At 69.2% G+C, this 18,165-nt stretch carries 12 protein-coding genes; 10 read left to right on the top strand and 2 right to left on the bottom strand.

The window, feature by feature from the left end:
* Positions 1-62 precede the first annotated feature (62 nt).
* The 3 genes from zapE to PKB_RS10170 all read left to right on the top strand — a co-directional run bounded on the left by zapE (position 63) and on the right by PKB_RS10170 (position 3,048).
* Positions 63-1,121: a cell division protein ZapE gene (gene zapE / locus PKB_RS10160; protein WP_084166603.1), complete on the top strand. Its 1,059-nt coding sequence runs from the start codon at positions 63-65 to the stop codon at positions 1,119-1,121.
* Between the two features lie 709 nt (positions 1,122-1,830).
* The gene (locus tag PKB_RS10165; protein ID WP_043251368.1) at positions 1,831-2,673 is read left to right on the top strand and encodes an IclR family transcriptional regulator domain-containing protein; all 843 of its coding nucleotides are present in this window, start codon (positions 1,831-1,833) and stop codon (positions 2,671-2,673) included.
* Between the two features lie 105 nt (positions 2,674-2,778).
* Positions 2,779-3,048, top strand: coding sequence for a hypothetical protein (locus PKB_RS10170; protein ID WP_043251369.1), 270 nt, complete (start codon positions 2,779-2,781; stop codon positions 3,046-3,048).
* 2 nt (positions 3,049-3,050) lie between these two features.
* Here the strand turns inward: PKB_RS10170 and PKB_RS10175 are convergent, their stop codons facing one another.
* Positions 3,051-4,241, bottom strand: coding sequence for a type II secretion system F family protein (locus PKB_RS10175; RefSeq protein ID WP_043251371.1), 1,191 nt, complete (start codon positions 4,239-4,241; stop codon positions 3,051-3,053).
* A gap of 6 nt (positions 4,242-4,247) precedes the next feature.
* Positions 4,248-4,682 carry a type II secretion system major pseudopilin GspG gene (gene gspG / locus PKB_RS10180; RefSeq protein WP_043251374.1) on the bottom strand — a complete coding sequence of 145 codons (435 nt, stop codon included), beginning with the start codon at positions 4,680-4,682 and terminating at the stop codon, positions 4,248-4,250.
* Positions 4,683-4,893: 211 nt separating this feature from the next.
* Here gspG and PKB_RS10185 point away from each other — a divergent pair, with 211 nt between their 5' ends.
* From PKB_RS10185 to PKB_RS10215, 7 genes are all read left to right on the top strand, one after another.
* Positions 4,894-5,496, top strand: a complete 603-nt coding sequence (locus tag PKB_RS10185; RefSeq protein WP_052355230.1) for a lytic transglycosylase domain-containing protein — start codon at positions 4,894-4,896, stop codon at positions 5,494-5,496.
* A 907-nt stretch (positions 5,497-6,403) separates the two neighbouring features.
* A complete protein-coding gene (gene mnxG, locus PKB_RS10190; protein ID WP_156958017.1) occupies positions 6,404-12,271 on the top strand; it encodes a manganese-oxidizing multicopper oxidase MnxG in 5,868 nt (1,955 codons plus the stop codon).
* Between the two features lie 17 nt (positions 12,272-12,288).
* Positions 12,289-14,178 (top strand): cytochrome D1 domain-containing protein, encoded by a 1,890-nt coding sequence (locus PKB_RS10195; RefSeq protein WP_043251379.1) that lies wholly within the window; start codon positions 12,289-12,291, stop codon positions 14,176-14,178.
* Between the two features lie 34 nt (positions 14,179-14,212).
* Positions 14,213-14,851, top strand: a complete 639-nt coding sequence (locus PKB_RS10200) for an SCO family protein (protein ID WP_043251382.1) — start codon at positions 14,213-14,215, stop codon at positions 14,849-14,851.
* On the top strand, positions 14,848-15,483 hold the full coding sequence (locus PKB_RS10205; protein WP_043251384.1) for an SCO family protein: 636 nt from the start codon (positions 14,848-14,850) through the stop codon (positions 15,481-15,483). The genes PKB_RS10200 and PKB_RS10205 overlap by 4 nt, the downstream gene beginning before the upstream one ends.
* 2 nt (positions 15,484-15,485) lie before the next feature.
* Positions 15,486-17,036, top strand: coding sequence for a cytochrome c/ABC transporter substrate-binding protein (locus tag PKB_RS10210; protein WP_242411216.1), 1,551 nt, complete (start codon positions 15,486-15,488; stop codon positions 17,034-17,036).
* Positions 17,033-18,064, top strand: a complete 1,032-nt coding sequence (locus tag PKB_RS10215) for a peptidylprolyl isomerase (protein WP_084166604.1) — start codon at positions 17,033-17,035, stop codon at positions 18,062-18,064. Before PKB_RS10210 ends, PKB_RS10215 begins: the two co-directional genes overlap by 4 nt.
* Positions 18,065-18,165: the final 101 nt, after the last annotated feature.

The following is an 18,165-nucleotide window of genomic DNA, read 5'->3' on the forward strand; positions in this document are numbered from 1 at the left end:
GAGTTGCGCCGCCGGAGCCGCGAACGAAGGGGCATCGCCCGCCGCGATGCCGAAGGTGTTGCTTGACCGATCAACAGGTTTTCCCCGACGAATCCGCCGCCGGCCGCGTGCTGCGGCACTTCCGCGTGGTGCTCGAGGAGCGCGGCTATCGCGCCGACCCGGCGCAGCAGGCCGGCATCGAGCATCTGGCGCAGTCCCCCGAAGCCCGCCGCCACTGGCTGCGCAAGACGCCGGCGGGTGTCTACCTGCACGGCAGCGTGGGGCGCGGCAAGAGCTTCGTGATGGACTGCTTCTATGCCGCCGCGCCGGTCGAGGCCAAGCGCCGCGTGCATTTCCACTCTTTCCTGCAGGAATTGCAGCGGCGGATGATGGCCTTCGCCGGGCAATCCGACCCGCTGGTGCGCGTGGCCAGGGAGATCGCCACGCAAACCCGCCTGCTGTGCTTCGACGAATTCCACGTGCACGACATCGGCGACGCCATGCTCCTCGGGCGCATGCTCAAGGTGCTGGTGGAGGAGGGCGTGGGCATGGTCTGCACTTCCAACTACCCGCCCGAGGGCCTGTGCCCGAACCCGCTGTACCGCGAGCGCTTCCGCCCGGCCATCGAGCTGCTGGAGAAGCGCTTCGACGTGGTGCCGCTGGACGGCGGCGAGGACTACCGCCTGCGCGCCTCGCCGCTGGAACACTGGGGCAGCTACCTGTGGCCGGCGGAGGCCGACGACCTGGAGCTGATCGGCGGCCGCCTGGGGCTGGACGAGCAGGCGAGCTTCCAGCAGGTGCTGGACGTCAACCACCACCCGCTGCGCGTCCACGCCCTGGAGGAGGGGCGCGCCTGGCTCGACTTCAGCGAACTCTTCGAGCGCCCGCGCTCGGCCTCTGACTACCTGTGGCTGATCGAGAACTTCCCGCGCATGGCAGTCAGCGGCCTCGGCCCGCTGGGCAACTACCCGCCGGACGTGAGCATGCGCTTCCTCAACTTCATCGACATCGCCTACGACCGCCAGCTGCGCCTGCAGCTGTTCGCCAAGGTCTCCCTGGAAAAACTCGCCGAGGGCGGCGCGGCCACGGACTTCGCCCGTACGCTCAGCCGGTTGCGGCAGTTGAAGTTGGAGCCGTTGTAGGCGCGCGACGTCCTTGCACGGCGTAATCCTGTAGGAGCGGGCCATGCCCGCGATTCGCGCGCATGGCGCGCTCCTACACGGGATATCGGAGCGGGGATTTTCACGGACAAGGTCCGCTCCTACGGGGTTTCTGCCTTCGGCACGGTGCCGCGCTCGTACCTGTAGGAGCGGATCTCATCCGCGAAAGGGCTGGCGCCGAGGCTTTCCCTGGCATTTGCGGGCCATGCCCGCGATTCGCGCGCATGGCGCGCTCCTACACGGGATATCGGAGCGGGGATTTTCGCGGACAAGGTCCGCTCCTACGGGGTTTCTGCCTTCGGCACGGTGCCGCGCTCGTACCTGTAGGAGCGGATCTCATCCGCGAAAGGGCTGGCGCCGAGGCTTTCCCTGGCATTTGCGGGCCATGCCCGCGATTCGCGCGCATGGCGCGCTCCTACACGGGATATCGGAGCGGGGATTTTCACGGACAAGGTCCGCTCCTACGGGGTTTCTGCCTTCGGCGCGGTGTTGTGCCTGGACCTGTAGGCGCGGATTTATCCGCGATGGGGCTGGTGCTCGGGCTGTTCGCGAGCAAGCTCGCTCCTACAGGGCCAACCGCTGCCGTCTGCTGCCATGCGGGACCTGTCGTTCGATAATCGGCTATTTGCGTTTGCGATTATCGCCCAACGCTTCGATAATCGGCCGCACCGTCCGCTTGCAGGGTTCCGCCATGACCGATGAACTCCATCACAGCCCGACGCCTTTGGCGCCGCCGATCATTGCATCGCCCGCCAAGCGCATCGAGGCTTTCACCGGCGATCCGAACTTCATGACCTCGCTCGCCCGGGGGCTGGCGGTGATCCATGCGTTCCAGGAGCGCAAGCGCCACCTGACCATCGCGCAGATCAGTCACCGCACCGAGATCCCCCGCGCGGCCGTACGCCGTTGCCTGCACACGCTGATGAAGCTGGGTTACGTGACCACAGACGGGCGCACTTATTCGCTGCTGCCCAAGGTGCTCACGCTCGGCCATGCGTATCTGTCGTCGACGCCGCTGGCGGTCACCGCGCAGCCGATCCTCGACCGCATCAGCGAGCAACTGCGCGAGGCCTGTTCGATGGCCACGCTGGAAGGCGAAGAGATCCTCTACATCGCCCGCTCGGCCACGCCGCAGCGGCTGATTTCGGTGGACCTGAGCGTCGGCAGCCGACTGCCGGCTTACTGCACCTCCATGGGCCGCATCCTGCTCGCCGGGCTGGATGACCAGGCGCTGGAGGATTACCTGGCCCACGCCGACCTGCAGGTGAAGACCAGCCGCACCGTGTGCACGCCCGAGGGGCTGCGCGCGAGCATCGGCGAAATTCGCCGGCAGGGCTGGGTGATCATCGACCAGGAGCTGGAGATGGGCCTGCGTTCGGTGGCGGTGCCGCTGAAGGACTCCGCCGGCCAGGTGCTGGCCGCGCTGAACGTCGGCACCCACGTCGGCCGCGTATCGCGCCAGGAGCTGGAGACGCGCTTCCTGCCGGTGCTGCTGGAGGCCAGCCGCGAGTTGGGCACCCGGCTGTTCCACTGAGCGCTCAACTTTCCACGCTCGTCCGTCTGCAAGTATCCGTCGCGGATACATTTGCTGGCTGTTTGCTATGGTTTTGATACCTCCACCAGCAGGACCCGGAACCGCATGACGCCTGGCCGCAAGAAGCTGCTGATCAAGTCCCTCGATCTCCTGGCAGTCTGCGGTCTCGGTGTATCCCTGGTGCTGATCGTAAATGGATTGCAAACGATTATCTTTGTTACCTCGCACCACTGGAGCGACTGGGCGATGCACCTGCTGGAGTTCGATGGGGGGCTGCTGCACGTCGGCCTGCCGTTCCTGTTCGGCCTGGCCTGCCTGATCGCCCGCGAAGTGGTGGCGCGCACCGGCCCACCGCATGACGACGACCTCGCCTGATCTCAGCGGATGCTCGAGGCGAGTTCGAAGATCGGGATGTACATCAGGATCACGATGACCCCGATGAGGATGCCGATGCCGGTCATCAGCAGCGGCTCGAACAGGCGCATGAACCAGTCCATCCAGCGGCTCAGCTCTTCGTCGTAGAAGTCCGCCGTGCGCTCCATCATCTCGCCCAGGTTCCCCGACTGTTCTCCCGCGCGCAGCAGGCGTAGCGACACCGGCGTGGCCAGGCGATTGACCTCCAGCGCGGACGACAAGGCACGGCCTTCGCGGATCAGCCTGCAGGCCTCGTCCAGGCGCGTGCGCGAGGCGGCGCCGAGCAGGTTGCGGGCCATCTCCATCGCGGTCAGCAGCGGGATGCCGCCCTGCAGCAGGATGCCCAGCGAGCGGTAGAAGCGCGCCAGTTCGTACATCACCAGGCGCCGGTGAATGGCGGGCAGGCGTTCGAGAAGCTCGCCGAGCAGGGCGCGGAAGCGCGGCTGGCGCAGCAGCAGGGTGAAGCCCAGGACCAGCGCCAGCGCCGTGGCCATCAGCGTCTGCTGGTGTTCGTGGAGGAACAGGCCGCTGCTCATCAGCACCCGCGACAGCCAGGGCAGGTTGGTGCCCAGCCCCTCGAACACCAGGCTGAAGCGCGGCACCACGTAGCCCATGAGGAACAGCAGCACGCCGCCGCCGACGATCAGCAGCAGCGCCGGGTAGACCGAGGCGCTGGTGACTTTCTGGCGTACCTCGTCGATGCGTTGCCGGTAGGTCACGTAGCGGCTCAGCGCGGCGCTTACCGCGCCGGTCTTTTCACTGGATTGCACCAGCGCCACGTACAGCGGCGGGAAGACTTCCGGCAGCAGCGTCAGCGCCTGCGACAGCGACTTGCCTTCGTAGAGCAGGCGCACCAGTTCCTCCAGGGTCTTGCGGGCGAGGTTCGCGCCTTCCTTCTCGGCCAGGCTTTCCAGCGCATCGATCAGCGGCAGGCCGGCGTCGAGCAGGGTGGTCAGCTCCTGGCTGAACAGCACCAGCGGGAACTGTTCGCGCCGCTGCAGGCCGCGCAGCGATAAGCTGCCAGAGCCACGCAAGGCGAGCACGCGCAGGCCCTGCTGCTCGGCCTGGCGGCGCGCCTCGGTCGGGCTTGCGGCCTCGATCTGGCAGTGCACGACGGCGGCCTGGGCGTCGAGCGCCTTGATCCGGAAGCGCATGGCCGGTCACTGCCAACTGGTGACTTCGGCGTTCTCGCCGTCGCCGCCGGGTTGGCCGTCCTTGCCCATCGACATCAGGTCGTAGTCGCCGTTCTCGCCGGGCGAGCGGTAGATGTAGTCGCGGCCCCAGGGATCCTGCGGCACGGCTTTCGCCAGGTACGGACCCTTCCAGCGCGCCTCGCCGCTGGGCGCATTCACCAGGGCCTGCAGGCCTTGCTCGGAGGAGGGGTAGTGGCCGGTCTCCAGGCGATACAGGTCCAGGGCCTTGCCCAGGCCCTCGATCTGCGCCCGCGCCACCTTGGCCTCGGAGCGGCCCAGCTGGCTGAAGTATTTCGGCGCCACCAGGCCGGCGAGCAGGCCGAGCACCACCAGTACCACCAGCAGTTCCAGCAGGGTGAAGCCCGCCATGCGTGGGCGGGCGAAAGCGGAGCGAGCGTTCATCGACGATCTCCTTAACGGTCGGGCCGAGCCTTGGTCGAGAGGGGCCATGCAAGCCCTGTGCAATGTTGCCCCGATGCCGCGAAGCCGCATGGCAGCTGGGTTTCGCGGACGGGCACGGGCTTTGCGTGAAGGGGGCAAAGGGCGCCGGGAGTGGGGAATTTCCCCCGTTCAGCACCGGCGCCGGGAGTCGAAGATGGCGCGGGCGATACCCATGGCAGTGGCCTGGCTGGCGGCGCTGCTGGCCGGAGCGGATGGGGCACGGGCGGATATCTACGTGTCCGAGGGCGCCGACGGCAGCCTGGAACTCTCCAACCTGCAGCAGCCGGGCCGGCGCTATACGCAGGTGTACCCGGAGCCGATGCCGGCGCCGGGCCCTGGCAAGCTGGTGCTCGGCGGCTGGAGCGAGGACCTGAAGCAGCGCCCCTACGCCGAACTGATCGAAACCGCCGCCGCGGCCAACGACCTGCCGCCGGCGCTGCTGCACGCACTCATCCAGGTGGAATCGGGCTACGACGCGCGTGCCCGCTCGCACAAAGGCGCCGCGGGATTGATGCAGCTGATGCCCGACACCGCAAGGCAGATGGGCGTGGGCGACGTCTGGGACCCGGCGGCGAACATCCGCGGCGGCGCGCGCTACCTCAAGCAGCTGCTGCAGCGCTTCGACAACGACCTGGCCCTGGCGGTAGCCGCCTACAACGCCGGCCCCGAAGCGGTCAGCAAGGCCGGCAAGGTGCCGCCCTACGCGGAAACCCAGCGCTACGTGCCTAACGTGCTGGAGAGCTACAAGCGCCTGTCGAAAGCCGCCCCCCTCTGAGCCAACCCCGGGAGTGGGGAATTTCCCCGTGGGTGGGGGCAGCCCCGGTTTGCCCCGGAAGCGCGGATTGCATCCGCGAAAATCCCCTCGCCGATTCCAGCGTGTAGGAGCGCGCCATGCGCGCGATCGCGGCCATGGGCCGCTCCTACAGGGGAACACCGTGCCGTGCGGTTCGCGAGCAAGCTCGCTCCTACGAAGAACAGCATCGCTTCGCTCTGGCTCTTAGGTCTTCCAGCGAAACATCCGCACACGCCGAACGCTCCTTTCAGAAGGCCGAGCGAAACCCCCGTAGAGGAGGTCGGGCGACATGGATGTCGCACAAGCCCCGATTTGTACAGGGACGTACTTTCGGGGCGGGCCTCTGGTGCGGGGGAGTTCGCGAGGGTAGCCCGGCTTCATCGGGCCCGTATGACGGGGCAAGCACTTTGGTTACTTTCTTGCGTTTGAGAAAGTGACTCGCCCGAGGGGGCGAAACAAGAAGTGTCCGAACACGCCCAAGCGGCGCGCTACACCCAAACAAGACATTGGATCCCCGCGTTCGCGGGGAAGACGTGAATGGGGGCGCGGTACGTGGGTGTAGGAGCGGACCTTGTCCGCGAAAATCCCCGCGCCGATCCCGTAGGGCGCATAACCGCGTTCGCGGTTATGCGCCGCCGCCCGGCACGAAAATGGCGGATAACCCCCTCGGGGTTATTCGCCCTACAGGTTCGGTGTTCGTGCCGTGAGGTTCGCGAGCAAGCTCGCTCCTACGCCCGCCACAACGCCGGGGGAGCTGTCCCCAACGCCGGGGAATAACCCCCGGCCGCCGTTGGGGTGTATTCACAAGGTATTGATGAATAACGATTAATTTACTGGCACAGGCTTTGCTCGATGCGCTCTGAAGGTCCCAACCAGGGAGCGCATGACCATGACCCGGCCCCAACACCCGTCCGCCTGCCGGCCTTGCCGGCAATCCCGTCCATGGCTTGCCGCCGCGCTGCTGGTGCTGGCCGGCGGCGCCGAGCAGGCCGCCGAGGCCGCCGTTCAGTGCAAGCGCAGCCTGGTGGCCAACGTGGTCGCTTTCGACCAGCCGCTGATGTTCAACCGCCTGGGCGCGCAGAACGTCAACGGCATGATCTTCGCCCTGCGCGAGGACGTGGTGGACGATCAGCTGGTGCCGCTCACCCGGGGTGGCGCCGCTGCGCCGGGCAAGGTCAGCCTGCGCCCGGACAAGCGCCCGCGCCCGCTGGTGCTGCGGGTGGCGGCCGGCGACTGCCTGACGGTCAACCTGCAGAACCTGCTGGCCTACCAGGCCAACCCGCATTCGGCGGATGACCTCGCCGAGGCCCCGGACGGTGCCGAAGGCGCTGACGGTGCGGAGGGCGATGCGACCGGGGGCGGCGGGCATGCCGATGGCCCGTTGGGCCAGGCCGACGACCAGGTCACCGACCGGCACGTTGGCTTCAGTGTCAGCGGCATGCAGGCGGTCAACTCGATCCAGGACATCGCTTCCAACGTCGGCCGCAACGGCAGCTTCCTGGTGCCGCCCGGCGCCAGCCGGTCCTACACCCTGTTCGCCGAGCGCGAGGGCGTCTTCGCCGCTACCAGCCAGGGCGCCACCTTTGGCGGCGAGGGCTCCAGCGGCAACGTCGCCAACGGCCTGTATGCCCAGGTGATCGTGGTGCCGAAGAGCGGTCGCACCTACCGCAGCGTGGTCACCGAGGAGGAGCTGCGCCTGGCCACCACCGGCCGCACGCCGACCGGCCAGCCGGTGATCGACTACGAGGTGCGCTATCCGCAGCGCGAGCCTTGGATCGCCGAAGGCAAGGCCGGGCGCCCGGTACTGGCCATGGTCGATGGCAACGAGATCGTCGCCAGCGATGCCGATGCCATCGTCATGGGCTCCAACCCCGACGGCAGCTTCACTCCCGATACCTATCCGCTGGAGAGCGTCGGCAAGCGCAACCCGGCGCTGCCCAATCGCCTGGAGGCCTTCCGCGATTTCGCCGCGGTATTCAATGACGAGGCGGTCGCCACCCAGGCCTTCCCCGGCTACTGGGACGACCCGGTGTTCGGCCACGTGCTGGAGCCGACCCGCGACGGCTTCATGATCAACTACGGCTCCGGCGGCATCGGCGCCGAGGTGATCGCCAACCGCCTCGGCGTGGGGCCGATGCACGACTGCCTGTCCTGCGCCTACGAGGAGTTCTTCCTCAGCGCGCACACCGTGGGCGACGTGGCGATGCTGGTGGACGTGCCGGCCAACGTCGGCCTGGAGAACATCCGCCCCGGCGAGGTGCCCGATGCGGATGCCACCGGGATCAAGGCGAGCATGGCCCTGTACCCGGCCGAGCCGTCGAACGTCGCGCACAGCTACATCGGCGACTTCGTGAAGTTCCGCAATACGCACAACGGCAAGGAACAGCACATCTTCCACCTGCACGGCCACCAGTGGCTGTACAACCCCAACGACGACAACTCCGACTACATCGACGCCCAGGGCATAGGCCCGGGCTCGGGCTACACCTACGAGATCGCCAACGGCGGTTCGGGCAACCGCAACCGCGTGGCTGGCGACGCCATCTACCACTGCCACTTCTACCCGCACTTCGCCCAGGGCATGTGGGCCATGTGGCGGGTCCACGACGTGTTCGAGGAAGGCACCCGCCTGGAGGTTTCGGGGCAGGGCGCCGATGGCTTCCATACCCAGCCCTTCGCCCTGCGTAGCGGCAAGCCGGCGCAAGGCGCGCGGGCGCTGCCCGACGGCGAGATCGTCGCCGGCACGCCGATCCCGGCCATCGTTCCGCTGCCCGGCAAGGCCATGGCGCCGATGCCCGGCCTGGTCAGCGTGGTGCCCAAGCTCGAGCAACCGCTGGTAGCGCAGAACGAGGAGGAAGAGGAGGAAGACGAGGGCGACGACGATCATCCGAACAACGGTGCGGGCGAGGCCAAAGTGGTCGGCTCGGTCGCGCTGGTCGACCGCAGCGACATCAACCGCAATGCCGATGGCAGCCTGAAGAACCCCGGCTATCCGTTCTGGATCGGCGGCATCGAGAGCACCGTCGGCCAGCGTCCGCCGACCCCGCCGCTGGACATGCTCGACCCGGCCAAGGCCACTGCGCTCAAGGCCACCGGCAAGGCGCTGTGGGCCAACCTCGATGCGAACCAGGTCGCCGGCTGGGACGGCGGCCTGTCGCGCCACACGCTGGACGGCGTAGCCGCCGGCGGCGAGGCCGAGACCACGACCACGCCGCTGGACTTCTCCAAGTCCGTGCACAAGGCCAAGGCGGTGTTCTTCCCGGAGGAGGGCACCGACGTCGAGCAGGCTGCGATGGCCTATCACGCGATGGCCGAGCACCCCAGCTATGCCTTGCTGCCGGGTCGCGCGCCCGAGCCGCGTGCCTTCCGCACCAACGGCGCACCGCCGGTGGGGGGCGCACCCTTCTTCGAGCCCTGCATGGATGACCGTGGCAAGCGCCTGACCCGCGACGCCGGCAGCGGCAGCTTCTTCGGCGGCAACGGCCTGTCCTTCAGCGGCGCCTCGCAGTTCACCGCCGACCGCCCGCGCATCTACAAGGGCGCCAACATCCAGTTCGACGCCGTGTTCAACAAGGTCGGCTACCACTTCCCGCAGGCCCGGATCATCGCCCTGTGGGAGGACGCCTGGCCGGTGATCAACAAGCAGAAGGCGCCGGAACCGCTGGTGATGCGGATGAACACCTTCGACTGCACCATGTACCAGCACACCAACCTGATTCCGTCGTACTACGAGCTGGACGACTACCAGATCCGCACCCCCACCGACGTGATCGGCCAGCACATCCACCTGCCCAAGTGGGACCTGACCGCCGCCGACGGCTCGGCCAACGGCTGGAACTACGAGGACGGCATTCTCTCCCCCGGCGCGGTGGTCGAGCGCATCCACGCCATCCGCGAATTCAACGGCTGTGCCGACAACGACGAGAGCGAGCAGTGTCCGAAAGCCAAGCAGCACCCGTTCTTCGGCCGCTCCGGCCGCGCCGACTGGCTCGGCGCGCGCACGCAGATGCAGCGCTGGTTCGCCGACCCGCTGGTGAACACCCGCAACATCGACCGTGGCCTGGGCAACATCTTCACCCATGACCACCTCGGCCCATCCACCCACCAGCAGCTGGGCCTCTACGCCACCGTGCTGACCGAGCCGGCCGGCTCCACCTGGTACCACGCCGAGAGCGGCGAGCCGCTGTACAACGGTGGCGGTCGCCAGGACGGCGGGCCGACCTCGTGGCAGGCGGTGATCGCCACCGGCGACATGGACGGCGACGGCAACAACGACAGCTTCCGCGAGTTCTTCCTGGAGTACAGCGACTTCCAGCATGCCTACGAGGCGGGCGTCTATGTCGGCGCCGGTCCCGACGGCGTGCCCAACGCCGACGCCTATCCGGCCGGCACCGACAGCTTCCGCTACGCGATCAACCCGCCGGTGCGCGAGGCGGCGTCCAACCCGCTCGACGGCATCGTCGAAGTGCAGGGTGGCGCCGTGCCGGGTTGCCCGAGCCGGCCTTGCCCGCAGGCGATTTCGGTCGATGACCCGGGCATCTTCGTCGTCAACTACCGCCAGGAGCCGGTGGGACTGCGCGTCTACGACCCGACCCGCACCGGGCCCGACGGCCGTCCGGGCATGCAGGCCGACGGCTATGCCGGCGACCTCGCCTATGCCCTGCAGAGCCGCACCGACCGCAAGGTCCCGGCGATGAACCTGGCGCCCAGCGCGATCACCTCGGCGGTCGGCCCGACCGGCGCGGCCACGCTGTTCCCGCCGCACATCAACCGCGGCGACGAACCGGGCGACCCCTTCACGCCGATGCTGCGCACCTACAGCGGCGACAACGTGCGCCTGCGGGTCAACGCCGGCGGCTACGAGGAGGCGCACAACGTCACCCTGCACGGGCTGAAGTGGCTGCAGACCGGCACCGGCTACGGCAACAGCTCCAACTCCGGCTGGCGCGCCTCGCAGATGGCCGGGATCTCCGAGCAGCTGGGCTTCGTCGCGCCGATCAACATGCTCTCCAGTTCGGCCAGCGACACCGCCGACTACCTGTACACCATGGATGCCTCCATCGAAGGCTACTGGAGCGGCATCTGGGGCGTGATGCGCAACTACACGGCGGCGCGCAGCGACCTCTTCCCGCTGCCGAACAACCCCTCGCCGCTGGCCGCGCGCAACACCACGGCCTACGACGGCGCCTGCCCGCGCACCAGCCCTAACCTCAACGGCATCGGTACGCGGCCCACGCCCAAGCGCAGCTACGAAATCGTCGCGGCGCTGGCCAACGACATCCTGAGCAACCCGTTGAACCTGACCATCGGCGACCCGGCCGGTGCCGGCCAGCACGTCGGCGGACCGCTGAATGCGGCCGGTGGCACCCTGGTCTACAACTCGCGGGCGACGAGCATCCCGCAGGCCACCGTGACCGAGGTGGAAAACGGCACCGTCACCACCCTCACCGTTGGCGGGCAGGCCGGGCCGTTGCACGACCCGACCGCGATCCTCTACGTGCGCAAGGCCGACCTCGATGCGCAGACCGGCAAGCTCAAGCCCGGCGTGCCGATCGAGCCGCTGGTGCTGCGCGCCAATGCCGGCGACTGCATCAGCATCACCCTGGAGAACCGCCTGCCGCTGGTGATGCCGGACCTCACCAACTACGCGGTGATGCAGGACACGGTGAAACGCAACCGCTTCGACCAGGACGGCGCCACCGCCTTCAACAACAACCTGATGCGGCCCTCCAGCCACGTCGGCCTGCACGCGCAGCTGCTGTCCTTCGACGTGACCCGTTCCGACGGCTTCAACGTCGGCCGCAACCCGGTGCAGACCGTGGCCCCGCGCGCCGGCAACAGCGGCGCCTGGCCGACCCGGACCTACCAGTACTACGCCGGGCACCTGGAGCGCGAAGGCAAGCCGATCACCCAGCTGGGCCGGCGCGTGGACAACATCAACGCCACGCCCATCGAGTTCGGCGGCCTGAACCTGATCGCCGCGGACGTCATCAAGCAGGGCCAGAAGGGCCTGGGCGGCTCGATGAGCATCCTCCCGGCCGGCGCCAGCTGGACCGAGGATGCCGCCTCGCGCGCCTCGGCCACGGTGCAGCCCAGCAGCGGCGTCGCCTACCGCGACTTCTCGCTGCTCTGGCAGAAAGCCCTGAACCTGCGCTGGGCCAACGGCCGCCCGGTGGAGAACATGGCGTCCGAAGGCTTCGGCGTGCCGGTGGACCCGGAGGACAACTCCGGCATGGCCATCAACTACCGCAGCGAACCGCTCTGGTACCGCTTCGGCATGGCCCCCAACGCGCCCTTCGGCCACGCCGACGGGCACGGCTGGGCTGACCTGGACAACGCGCACATGGCCTACAGCAACGCGCTGGTCGGCGGCGATCCGCAGACCCCGGTGCTCAAGGCGCGTCCGGGGCAGCCGCTGCGCCTGCACGTGCTGATGACTTCCGGCGGCGCGCGCAGCTCGACCTTCCAGCTCGACGGGCACCTGTGGCCGCTGGGCGGCTTCCTGGCGGAGAAATCCGATGCCGGCGGCTACCCCATGGACCAATCGGGAATCGGCTCGGTGCGCTTCGGCCTGAACCCCATGGCGATGTACTCGGGGGCCCAGGAAAGCGTGCTGCCGGCGGCGCACTTCACCTTCGCCATCCCCAGTGCCGGCGGCGCCAACGCGGTGCCGGGGGACTACCTGTTCCGCGACTACGCCGGCTTCGGAAACGCCGGCGGGCTGTGGGGCATCCTGCGGGTCAGCGACGAGCCCTGAGTGGCGAGGAGACGAGCATGAAGGCAAGGATGACGTTGCTGGTACTGGCCGTGCTGCTCGGCGCCGCCGCCCAGGCGGAGGAGGCGCCGGGGACGTCCGGGAGCCTCGAGCGCGACGGCCTGCACATCGAGTTCCAGGCGCGCCCGGTGAGCGGCCAGCGCCTGCAGGAGGGCGGCTTCGCCGACCTGAGCTTCCGCATCCGCGACCTGGCGTCGGGGCAGCCGCTGGGCGCGGCCAACCCCGGCGCCTGGCTCGACCATTCCCTGCAGCACGGCGAGATGAGCTGCAAGGCGCGGGTCGGCATGTACCTCAAGAGCAGCCTGGGCGCGCGCCCGCTGGTGGACCTGAACAGCTACTTCCTGCTGCTGATGAACCGCGACGCCAGCCTCACGGTGATCGACCCCAATGTCTCCCTCGCCGGGGTTACCAGCACGCTCGCGCGCATCGGCCTGAAGCGCCCGCCGATGGACTGGACGGCCTCCGCCGATGGCAAGCGCATCTACGTGTCCATGCCGGAGGCGGGGCAGGTGGCGCTGATCGACGCCGAGCGCTTCCAGGTGCTCGGCAACCTCGACGCCGGCGTCCGGCCGGTGCGCGTGGCGCTGCAGCCCGACGGGCGCTACCTGTGGGTCGGCAACAATGCCGAGAAGGCCGACGAAAGCGGCGTCAGCGTGATCGATACGCAGACCCGGAAGCTCGTCGCGCACCTGCCCAGCGGCCTGGGCCACCATGAGATCGCCTTCGACCGCGCCTCGCGCTTCGCCTTCGTCAGCAACCGCGACAGCGGCACCCTGAGCATCTACGACATCGCCGGGTTGAAGCTGCTCGAAACCCTGAAGACCGGGCCGCAACCGCTGGCAGTGGCCTACTCGGCGTTGTCCGAGGCGGTCTACGTCACCGATGGCGAGACGGGTAACATCAGCGTGATCGACGCGCGCAGCCACACGTTGCGCAGCGTGCTCACCGTCGGCCGCGGCCTGGGGCCGATGCGCTTCAGCGACGACGGGCGCTACGGCATCGCGCTGAACACGCTCGACGACCGCGTGCTGATCGTGGATGCCGGCAGCGACAAGCTGGTCCACGACCTCGCGGTGCCGGGCGAGCCCTTCCAGGTGACCTTCAGCCGCCAATACGCCTATATCCGCGGGCTCTCCACGCCGCGCGTGACCATGCTCAACCTGAGCTCGCTCAGCGCCGGCCGGGTGCCCATCGTGCAGGGCTTCGAAGCCGGGCCCGCCGCGCCGCGCCAGGCCGGCGACCTGCCACTGGCCGAGAGCCTGGGCATCGGCCGCGACTCGCAGTCGGTGTTCGTGGTCAACCCGGTGGACAACAGCACCTACTTCTATGCCGAGGGGATGAACGCGCCCATGTCCGCGTACCCCAACCGGGGCCATGCGGCGCGCGCGGTGCGGGTGATCGACCGCAGCCTGCGCGAGGTCGAGCCGGGCCTGTACAGCGCGCGGGTACGCCTGCCGGCAGCGGGCAAGTTCGACGTCGCCTTCATGCTCAACCAGCCACAGCTGATCCACTGCTTCAGCGCCGAGGTGGCGGTCGATCCGCAATTGGAGGCGCGCTACGGCGGGCCGAAGGTGGAGTTCCTCGTGCAGCGAACCCCGCTGCCGGGAACGGGCGAGGCGAAGGCGCGCTTCCGCATCGTCGACGGCCGCAGCGGGGCGCCGCGCAAGGGCATCGGCGACCTGCGCGTGCGCTACTTCCTGGCGCCGTCCAGCCTGCCGCGCGAAGTATCCGTGCGCGAGGTGGGCGAGGGCGTCTACGAGGCCTGCCTGTACCTCGACCAGCCCGGCGCCTGGTACCTGCACGTGCGCTCGCCATCCCTCGGCCTGGGCGGCAGCGAAGGCTCGGCGAGCCTGCGTGTGCTGCCACCCAGGGCCCTCACTTCCCGCTGAGACTTTCATTTCCCGTTGCGACAAGGAGTACGCCATGAGCCTCAAACCGCTGGTGTTCTGCATGTCCCTGATCCTGGCGACTTCAGCTGCCGCCCACTCCACCGGCGAGCACGCCGGCCACGGCCAGCCGCAAAAGCACAGCGAGACCAGCGAGGTGGCCTTCGTCGACCGCCCGCTGCTCGACCAGGACGGCCGCACGGTCAACCTGCGCAACGACCTGGTGGCCGACCGCATCGTGGTCATGGGCTTCGTCTACACCAGCTGCACCACGGTCTGCCCGCTGGTGTCCTCGATCATGGGCAAGCTGCAGAAGCAGTTGGGCGAGCAGGTCGGCCGCGAGGTCAGCCTGGTGTCGATCAGCGTCGATCCGCAGCGCGACACCCCGCAGCGCCTGCAGGACTACTCCCGGCGCTACCAGGCCGGCCCCGGCTGGCGCTGGCTGACCGGCGAGCCGCTGGCGGTGGACGACACCCTCAAGGCGCTGGGCGCCTGGAGCGCCGACTACGAGAGCCATCCGCCGCTGATCATGGTCGGTGACGGGCGCAGCGACCGCTGGACGCGCTTCTATGGCTTCACCGATCCCAGCGTGCTGCTGGCCAAGGTCGCCGAGTTGCAGGCCGCGCGCGGCGATGCCGGCCACGGCGGGGCGCTGACCGCCGAGGTGCAACCGTGAACGCCTGGCAGCGCTTGGCGCTGCTCTGCACCCTGGGCCTGGCCGGCACCGTGGCGCTCGCCCACGAAGGCGAGCACGGCGGCGCGGCGCCCGCGGCTATGACGCCGCCAGCACCGCCGCCGACCACCGGTACGCACGATGCGCGGACCTACTTCACCGATACCGTCCTGCTCGACCAGGACGGCCGCCGCCTGCGCTTCTACAGCGACGTGCTGAAGGACCAGGTGGTGCTGCTCAACGTGGTCTTCACCCACTGCAACGACGCTTGCCCGCTGATCACCCGCAAGCTGCGCGAGGTGCGCGAGGCGCTGGGGCCGGAGCAGGCCGAGAAGGTGCTGTTCGTGTCCCTGACCAGCGACCCGGTCAACGACACCCCCGAAGTGCTCAAGGCCTTCACCCAGAAGCACGGCGTGGCCGGCCAGCGCTGGCTGTTCCTCACCGGCACGCCCCAGGACATGGCCCTGGTGCTCGGCCGCCTGGGCCATCTGGTGCCAAGCCCCGAGCAGCACTCCACGCAGCTGATCGCCGGTGACGTGGCCAACAAGCGCTGGAGCAAGATCCGCCCGGACGCGCCGGCCAACGCCATCGCCCAGCGCCTGCAACTGCTCGCCATGCCCCTGGCGGGGCGCTGATCGTGCGCCGCCTGTGGTGGGGCGCGGCCGGCTTGGTGCTGTTGGCCTGGTTGGGGCCGGTGGGCGCCGAGCTGATCGCCAACGAGCGGGTCGAGGGCCGGCTGATCTACCGCGAGGGCAAGTCGCCCTCCGGCGCGCAGATCGGCGCGCGGATCGGTGCCGCCGACCTGCTGATGGATGCCCAGTCCATGCCTTGCGCCAACTGCCATGGCCCCGACGGTCGCGGCCGCAGCGAGGGCGGGGTGCGGCCGCCGGACATTACCTGGCAGCGCCTGACCACGGCTTATGGGCAGGACGTAAACGGCCGCCGCTACCCGGCCTACGACGTCCGCAGCCTGGCCCGCGCCGTCCGCGAGGGGCGTGATCCGGCAGGCAATCCGCTGGACCCGGCTATGCCGCGCTTCGCCCTGTCCGAGCGCGACATGGCCAGCCTGGCGAGCTACATCCAGGTGCTCGACCAGGAGCGCGACCCTGGCATCGCGGACGACCGCCTGCTCGTAGGCAGCCTGCTGCCGCTGAGCGGCCCGCTGGCCGACCTCGGCCACACCCTGGCCGGCGTCCTGCAGGGCGCCGTGGCGGCGCTGAACGCCGAGGGCGGCATCCATGGCCGGCAGCTGGATCTGGTGATAATCGATGCCGGCAACGACCGCGACAGCGCTCGCCGCGCCCTGAACGAGCTGCTCGACGAACGTCGCGTATTCAGCCTGCTGACCTCGCTGGCGCCGGCGCTGGACGACGAGCTGGCCGCCGAGCTGCAACGCCGCGGCGTGCCGCTGGTCGGCGCCTTGCCGCTGGGGGCAAGCACCCCCAGCGGGCCGCTGGTGTTCCAGCCGTTGCCGGGCCTGGGCGAACAGATGCTGGCGCTGGCGCGCTACGCCCGCGACGACCTGCGCCTGGGCGCCGAAGAGAGCTGGCTGGTCTACCCGCAGGGCGACGGCGGCCTGGCCCAGCGCCTGGCGCGACGCCTGGGCGACGATGGCTGGAGCCGCCTGAGCCTGCATCCCTTCGCCGGCGACGAGGCCCCGCTGGCCGGCGATCCGCCGCCGCGCAGCGTGTTCTTCCTGGGCAGCGGCGCGCCTTTCACCCGGGTGGTGGAGCAACTGCAGCGGGCCGGCGCCGATCCCTTCCTGTTCGCCATCGCCGGCCAGGTCGCCAGCAGCACCGGCGCCTTGCCGACGAGCTTCGACGGCCAGCTCTACCTGGCGTTCCCCTTCGTCCCCGGGGACTGGACCGCGGCGGGCGTCGCCGGGCTGCAGGCGGCACGCCAGGCCAGCGGCCTCGACGGGCGCCACGCGCTGCTGCAGGTCAGCGCCTATTGCTCGGTGCAGCTGCTGGCCGAAGGGCTCCGCCGCAGCGGCCGCAACCTCAGCCGCGAAGGCCTGGTGCGCGCGCTGGAGGGCATCGACAACCTGCCGACCGGGCTGACCCCGGCGCTGGGCTTCGGCCCCGGCCGGCGCATCGGCGCCAACGGCGCGCACATCGTCCGGGTCGAGCTGCCGAAGCGGAACTTCGTCGGCGTGGGCAACTACGTGCGCCTGGAGTCGGCGCTATGAAACGCCTGTGGCTCGGCCTGCTGGCGCTGCTCGGCGTACTTGCGGCGCAGGCCGACGAACCGCTGGCCGCGCGGGTCAACGGCGTGGGCATCAGCGACTGGCGCCTGCAACGCTATTTCGAGGAATACCTGGCGACCCAGGGCCGCAGCCTCGGCGCGATCCGCAGCCCGACGCTGTACGGCCGCCTGCGCGACGAGGCCCTGGAGCAGCTGATCGACCGCGAGCTGCTGTGGCAGGAGGCCGGGCGGCGCGGCCTGCTGATCGACGAAGCAACCCTGGACGCGGCTGTGGAGGAACGGCGGCTCGGCTTCGGCGGGGCGGAGAATTTTTCCCGGCGCCTGGGCGACGCCGGATTCGACGAGGCGTCCTACCGTGAATACCTGCGCCATGAGCTGGCGGCGCAGCGGATGTACGCCGAGCTCAGCAAGGCCGAGCCGCCCAGCGAGGCGGACGTGCGCAGCTTCTACGCGGCGCGGCGCGAGCAGCTGCGCAGTCCGGAGACGCTGCGCGCACGGCATATCCTGCTGCCGGCCGAAAGTGCGGAAGACGAGCGCCGGGCACGCAACCTGGCCGCGCAACTGCGTGCCGGCGCCGACTTCGCCGCCCTGGCGCGGCAGCGTTCGCGGGACGCCAGTGCTGGCGCGGGTGGCGATCTGGGCTATTTTCCACGTGGAGCGATGGTTCCAGAATTCGAGCTAGTGGCCTTCGCGAGCGCGCCTGGGGAACTCGCAGGTCCCGTGCGCAGTCGCTATGGCTGGCACCTGATCCGCGTCGAGGAGCATCGTGCGGCACGGGAGCCGGACGAAAAGCAGGCCCTGGCGGCGGTGCGAACCTGGCTGGAACGCCAGCGCACAAGGGAGGCCGGGCAGCTCGGATTGCGTCAACTGCGCGAGCAGGCGCACATCGAGCGAGCCGAGCGGGGAGGATTCCCCGCAAGTGGGGAAGCACTGGGGCAAACCTCCGGGGCATCCCCACCGGAGTTGGGGAAAGTCGCCGGCATGACCAAGCCGGCCATGGAAAATCAATGACATAGGAGGTCGTGCAGGGGGAGGCGAGCCTGGCATGATGCGTGCGTTAGCCCAATCGAGGCGCGCTCCAGGCTTTGCTGAAAAGTTGTACGGCTAGCAGG

The sequence above is a fragment of the Pseudomonas knackmussii B13 genome (assembly GCF_000689415.1).
In the GTDB taxonomy this organism is placed as follows: domain Bacteria; phylum Pseudomonadota; class Gammaproteobacteria; order Pseudomonadales; family Pseudomonadaceae; genus Pseudomonas; species Pseudomonas knackmussii.

Coding starts and splice junctions, on each gene's coding strand:
- PKB_RS10165 (WP_043251368.1), top strand. CDS start 1,831: ATGACCGATGAACTCCATCACAGCCCGACGCCTTTGGCGCCGCCGATC.
- PKB_RS10170 (WP_043251369.1), top strand. CDS start 2,779: ATGACGCCTGGCCGCAAGAAGCTGCTGATCAAGTCCCTCGATCTCCTG.
- PKB_RS10175 (WP_043251371.1), bottom strand. CDS start 4,241: ATGCGCTTCCGGATCAAGGCGCTCGACGCCCAGGCCGCCGTCGTGCAC.
- gspG (WP_043251374.1), bottom strand. CDS start 4,682: ATGAACGCTCGCTCCGCTTTCGCCCGCCCACGCATGGCGGGCTTCACC.
- PKB_RS10185 (WP_052355230.1), top strand. CDS start 4,894: ATGGCAGTGGCCTGGCTGGCGGCGCTGCTGGCCGGAGCGGATGGGGCA.
- mnxG (WP_156958017.1), top strand. CDS start 6,404: ATGACCCGGCCCCAACACCCGTCCGCCTGCCGGCCTTGCCGGCAATCC.
- PKB_RS10195 (WP_043251379.1), top strand. CDS start 12,289: ATGAAGGCAAGGATGACGTTGCTGGTACTGGCCGTGCTGCTCGGCGCC.
- PKB_RS10200 (WP_043251382.1), top strand. CDS start 14,213: ATGAGCCTCAAACCGCTGGTGTTCTGCATGTCCCTGATCCTGGCGACT.
- PKB_RS10215 (WP_084166604.1), top strand. CDS start 17,033: ATGAAACGCCTGTGGCTCGGCCTGCTGGCGCTGCTCGGCGTACTTGCG.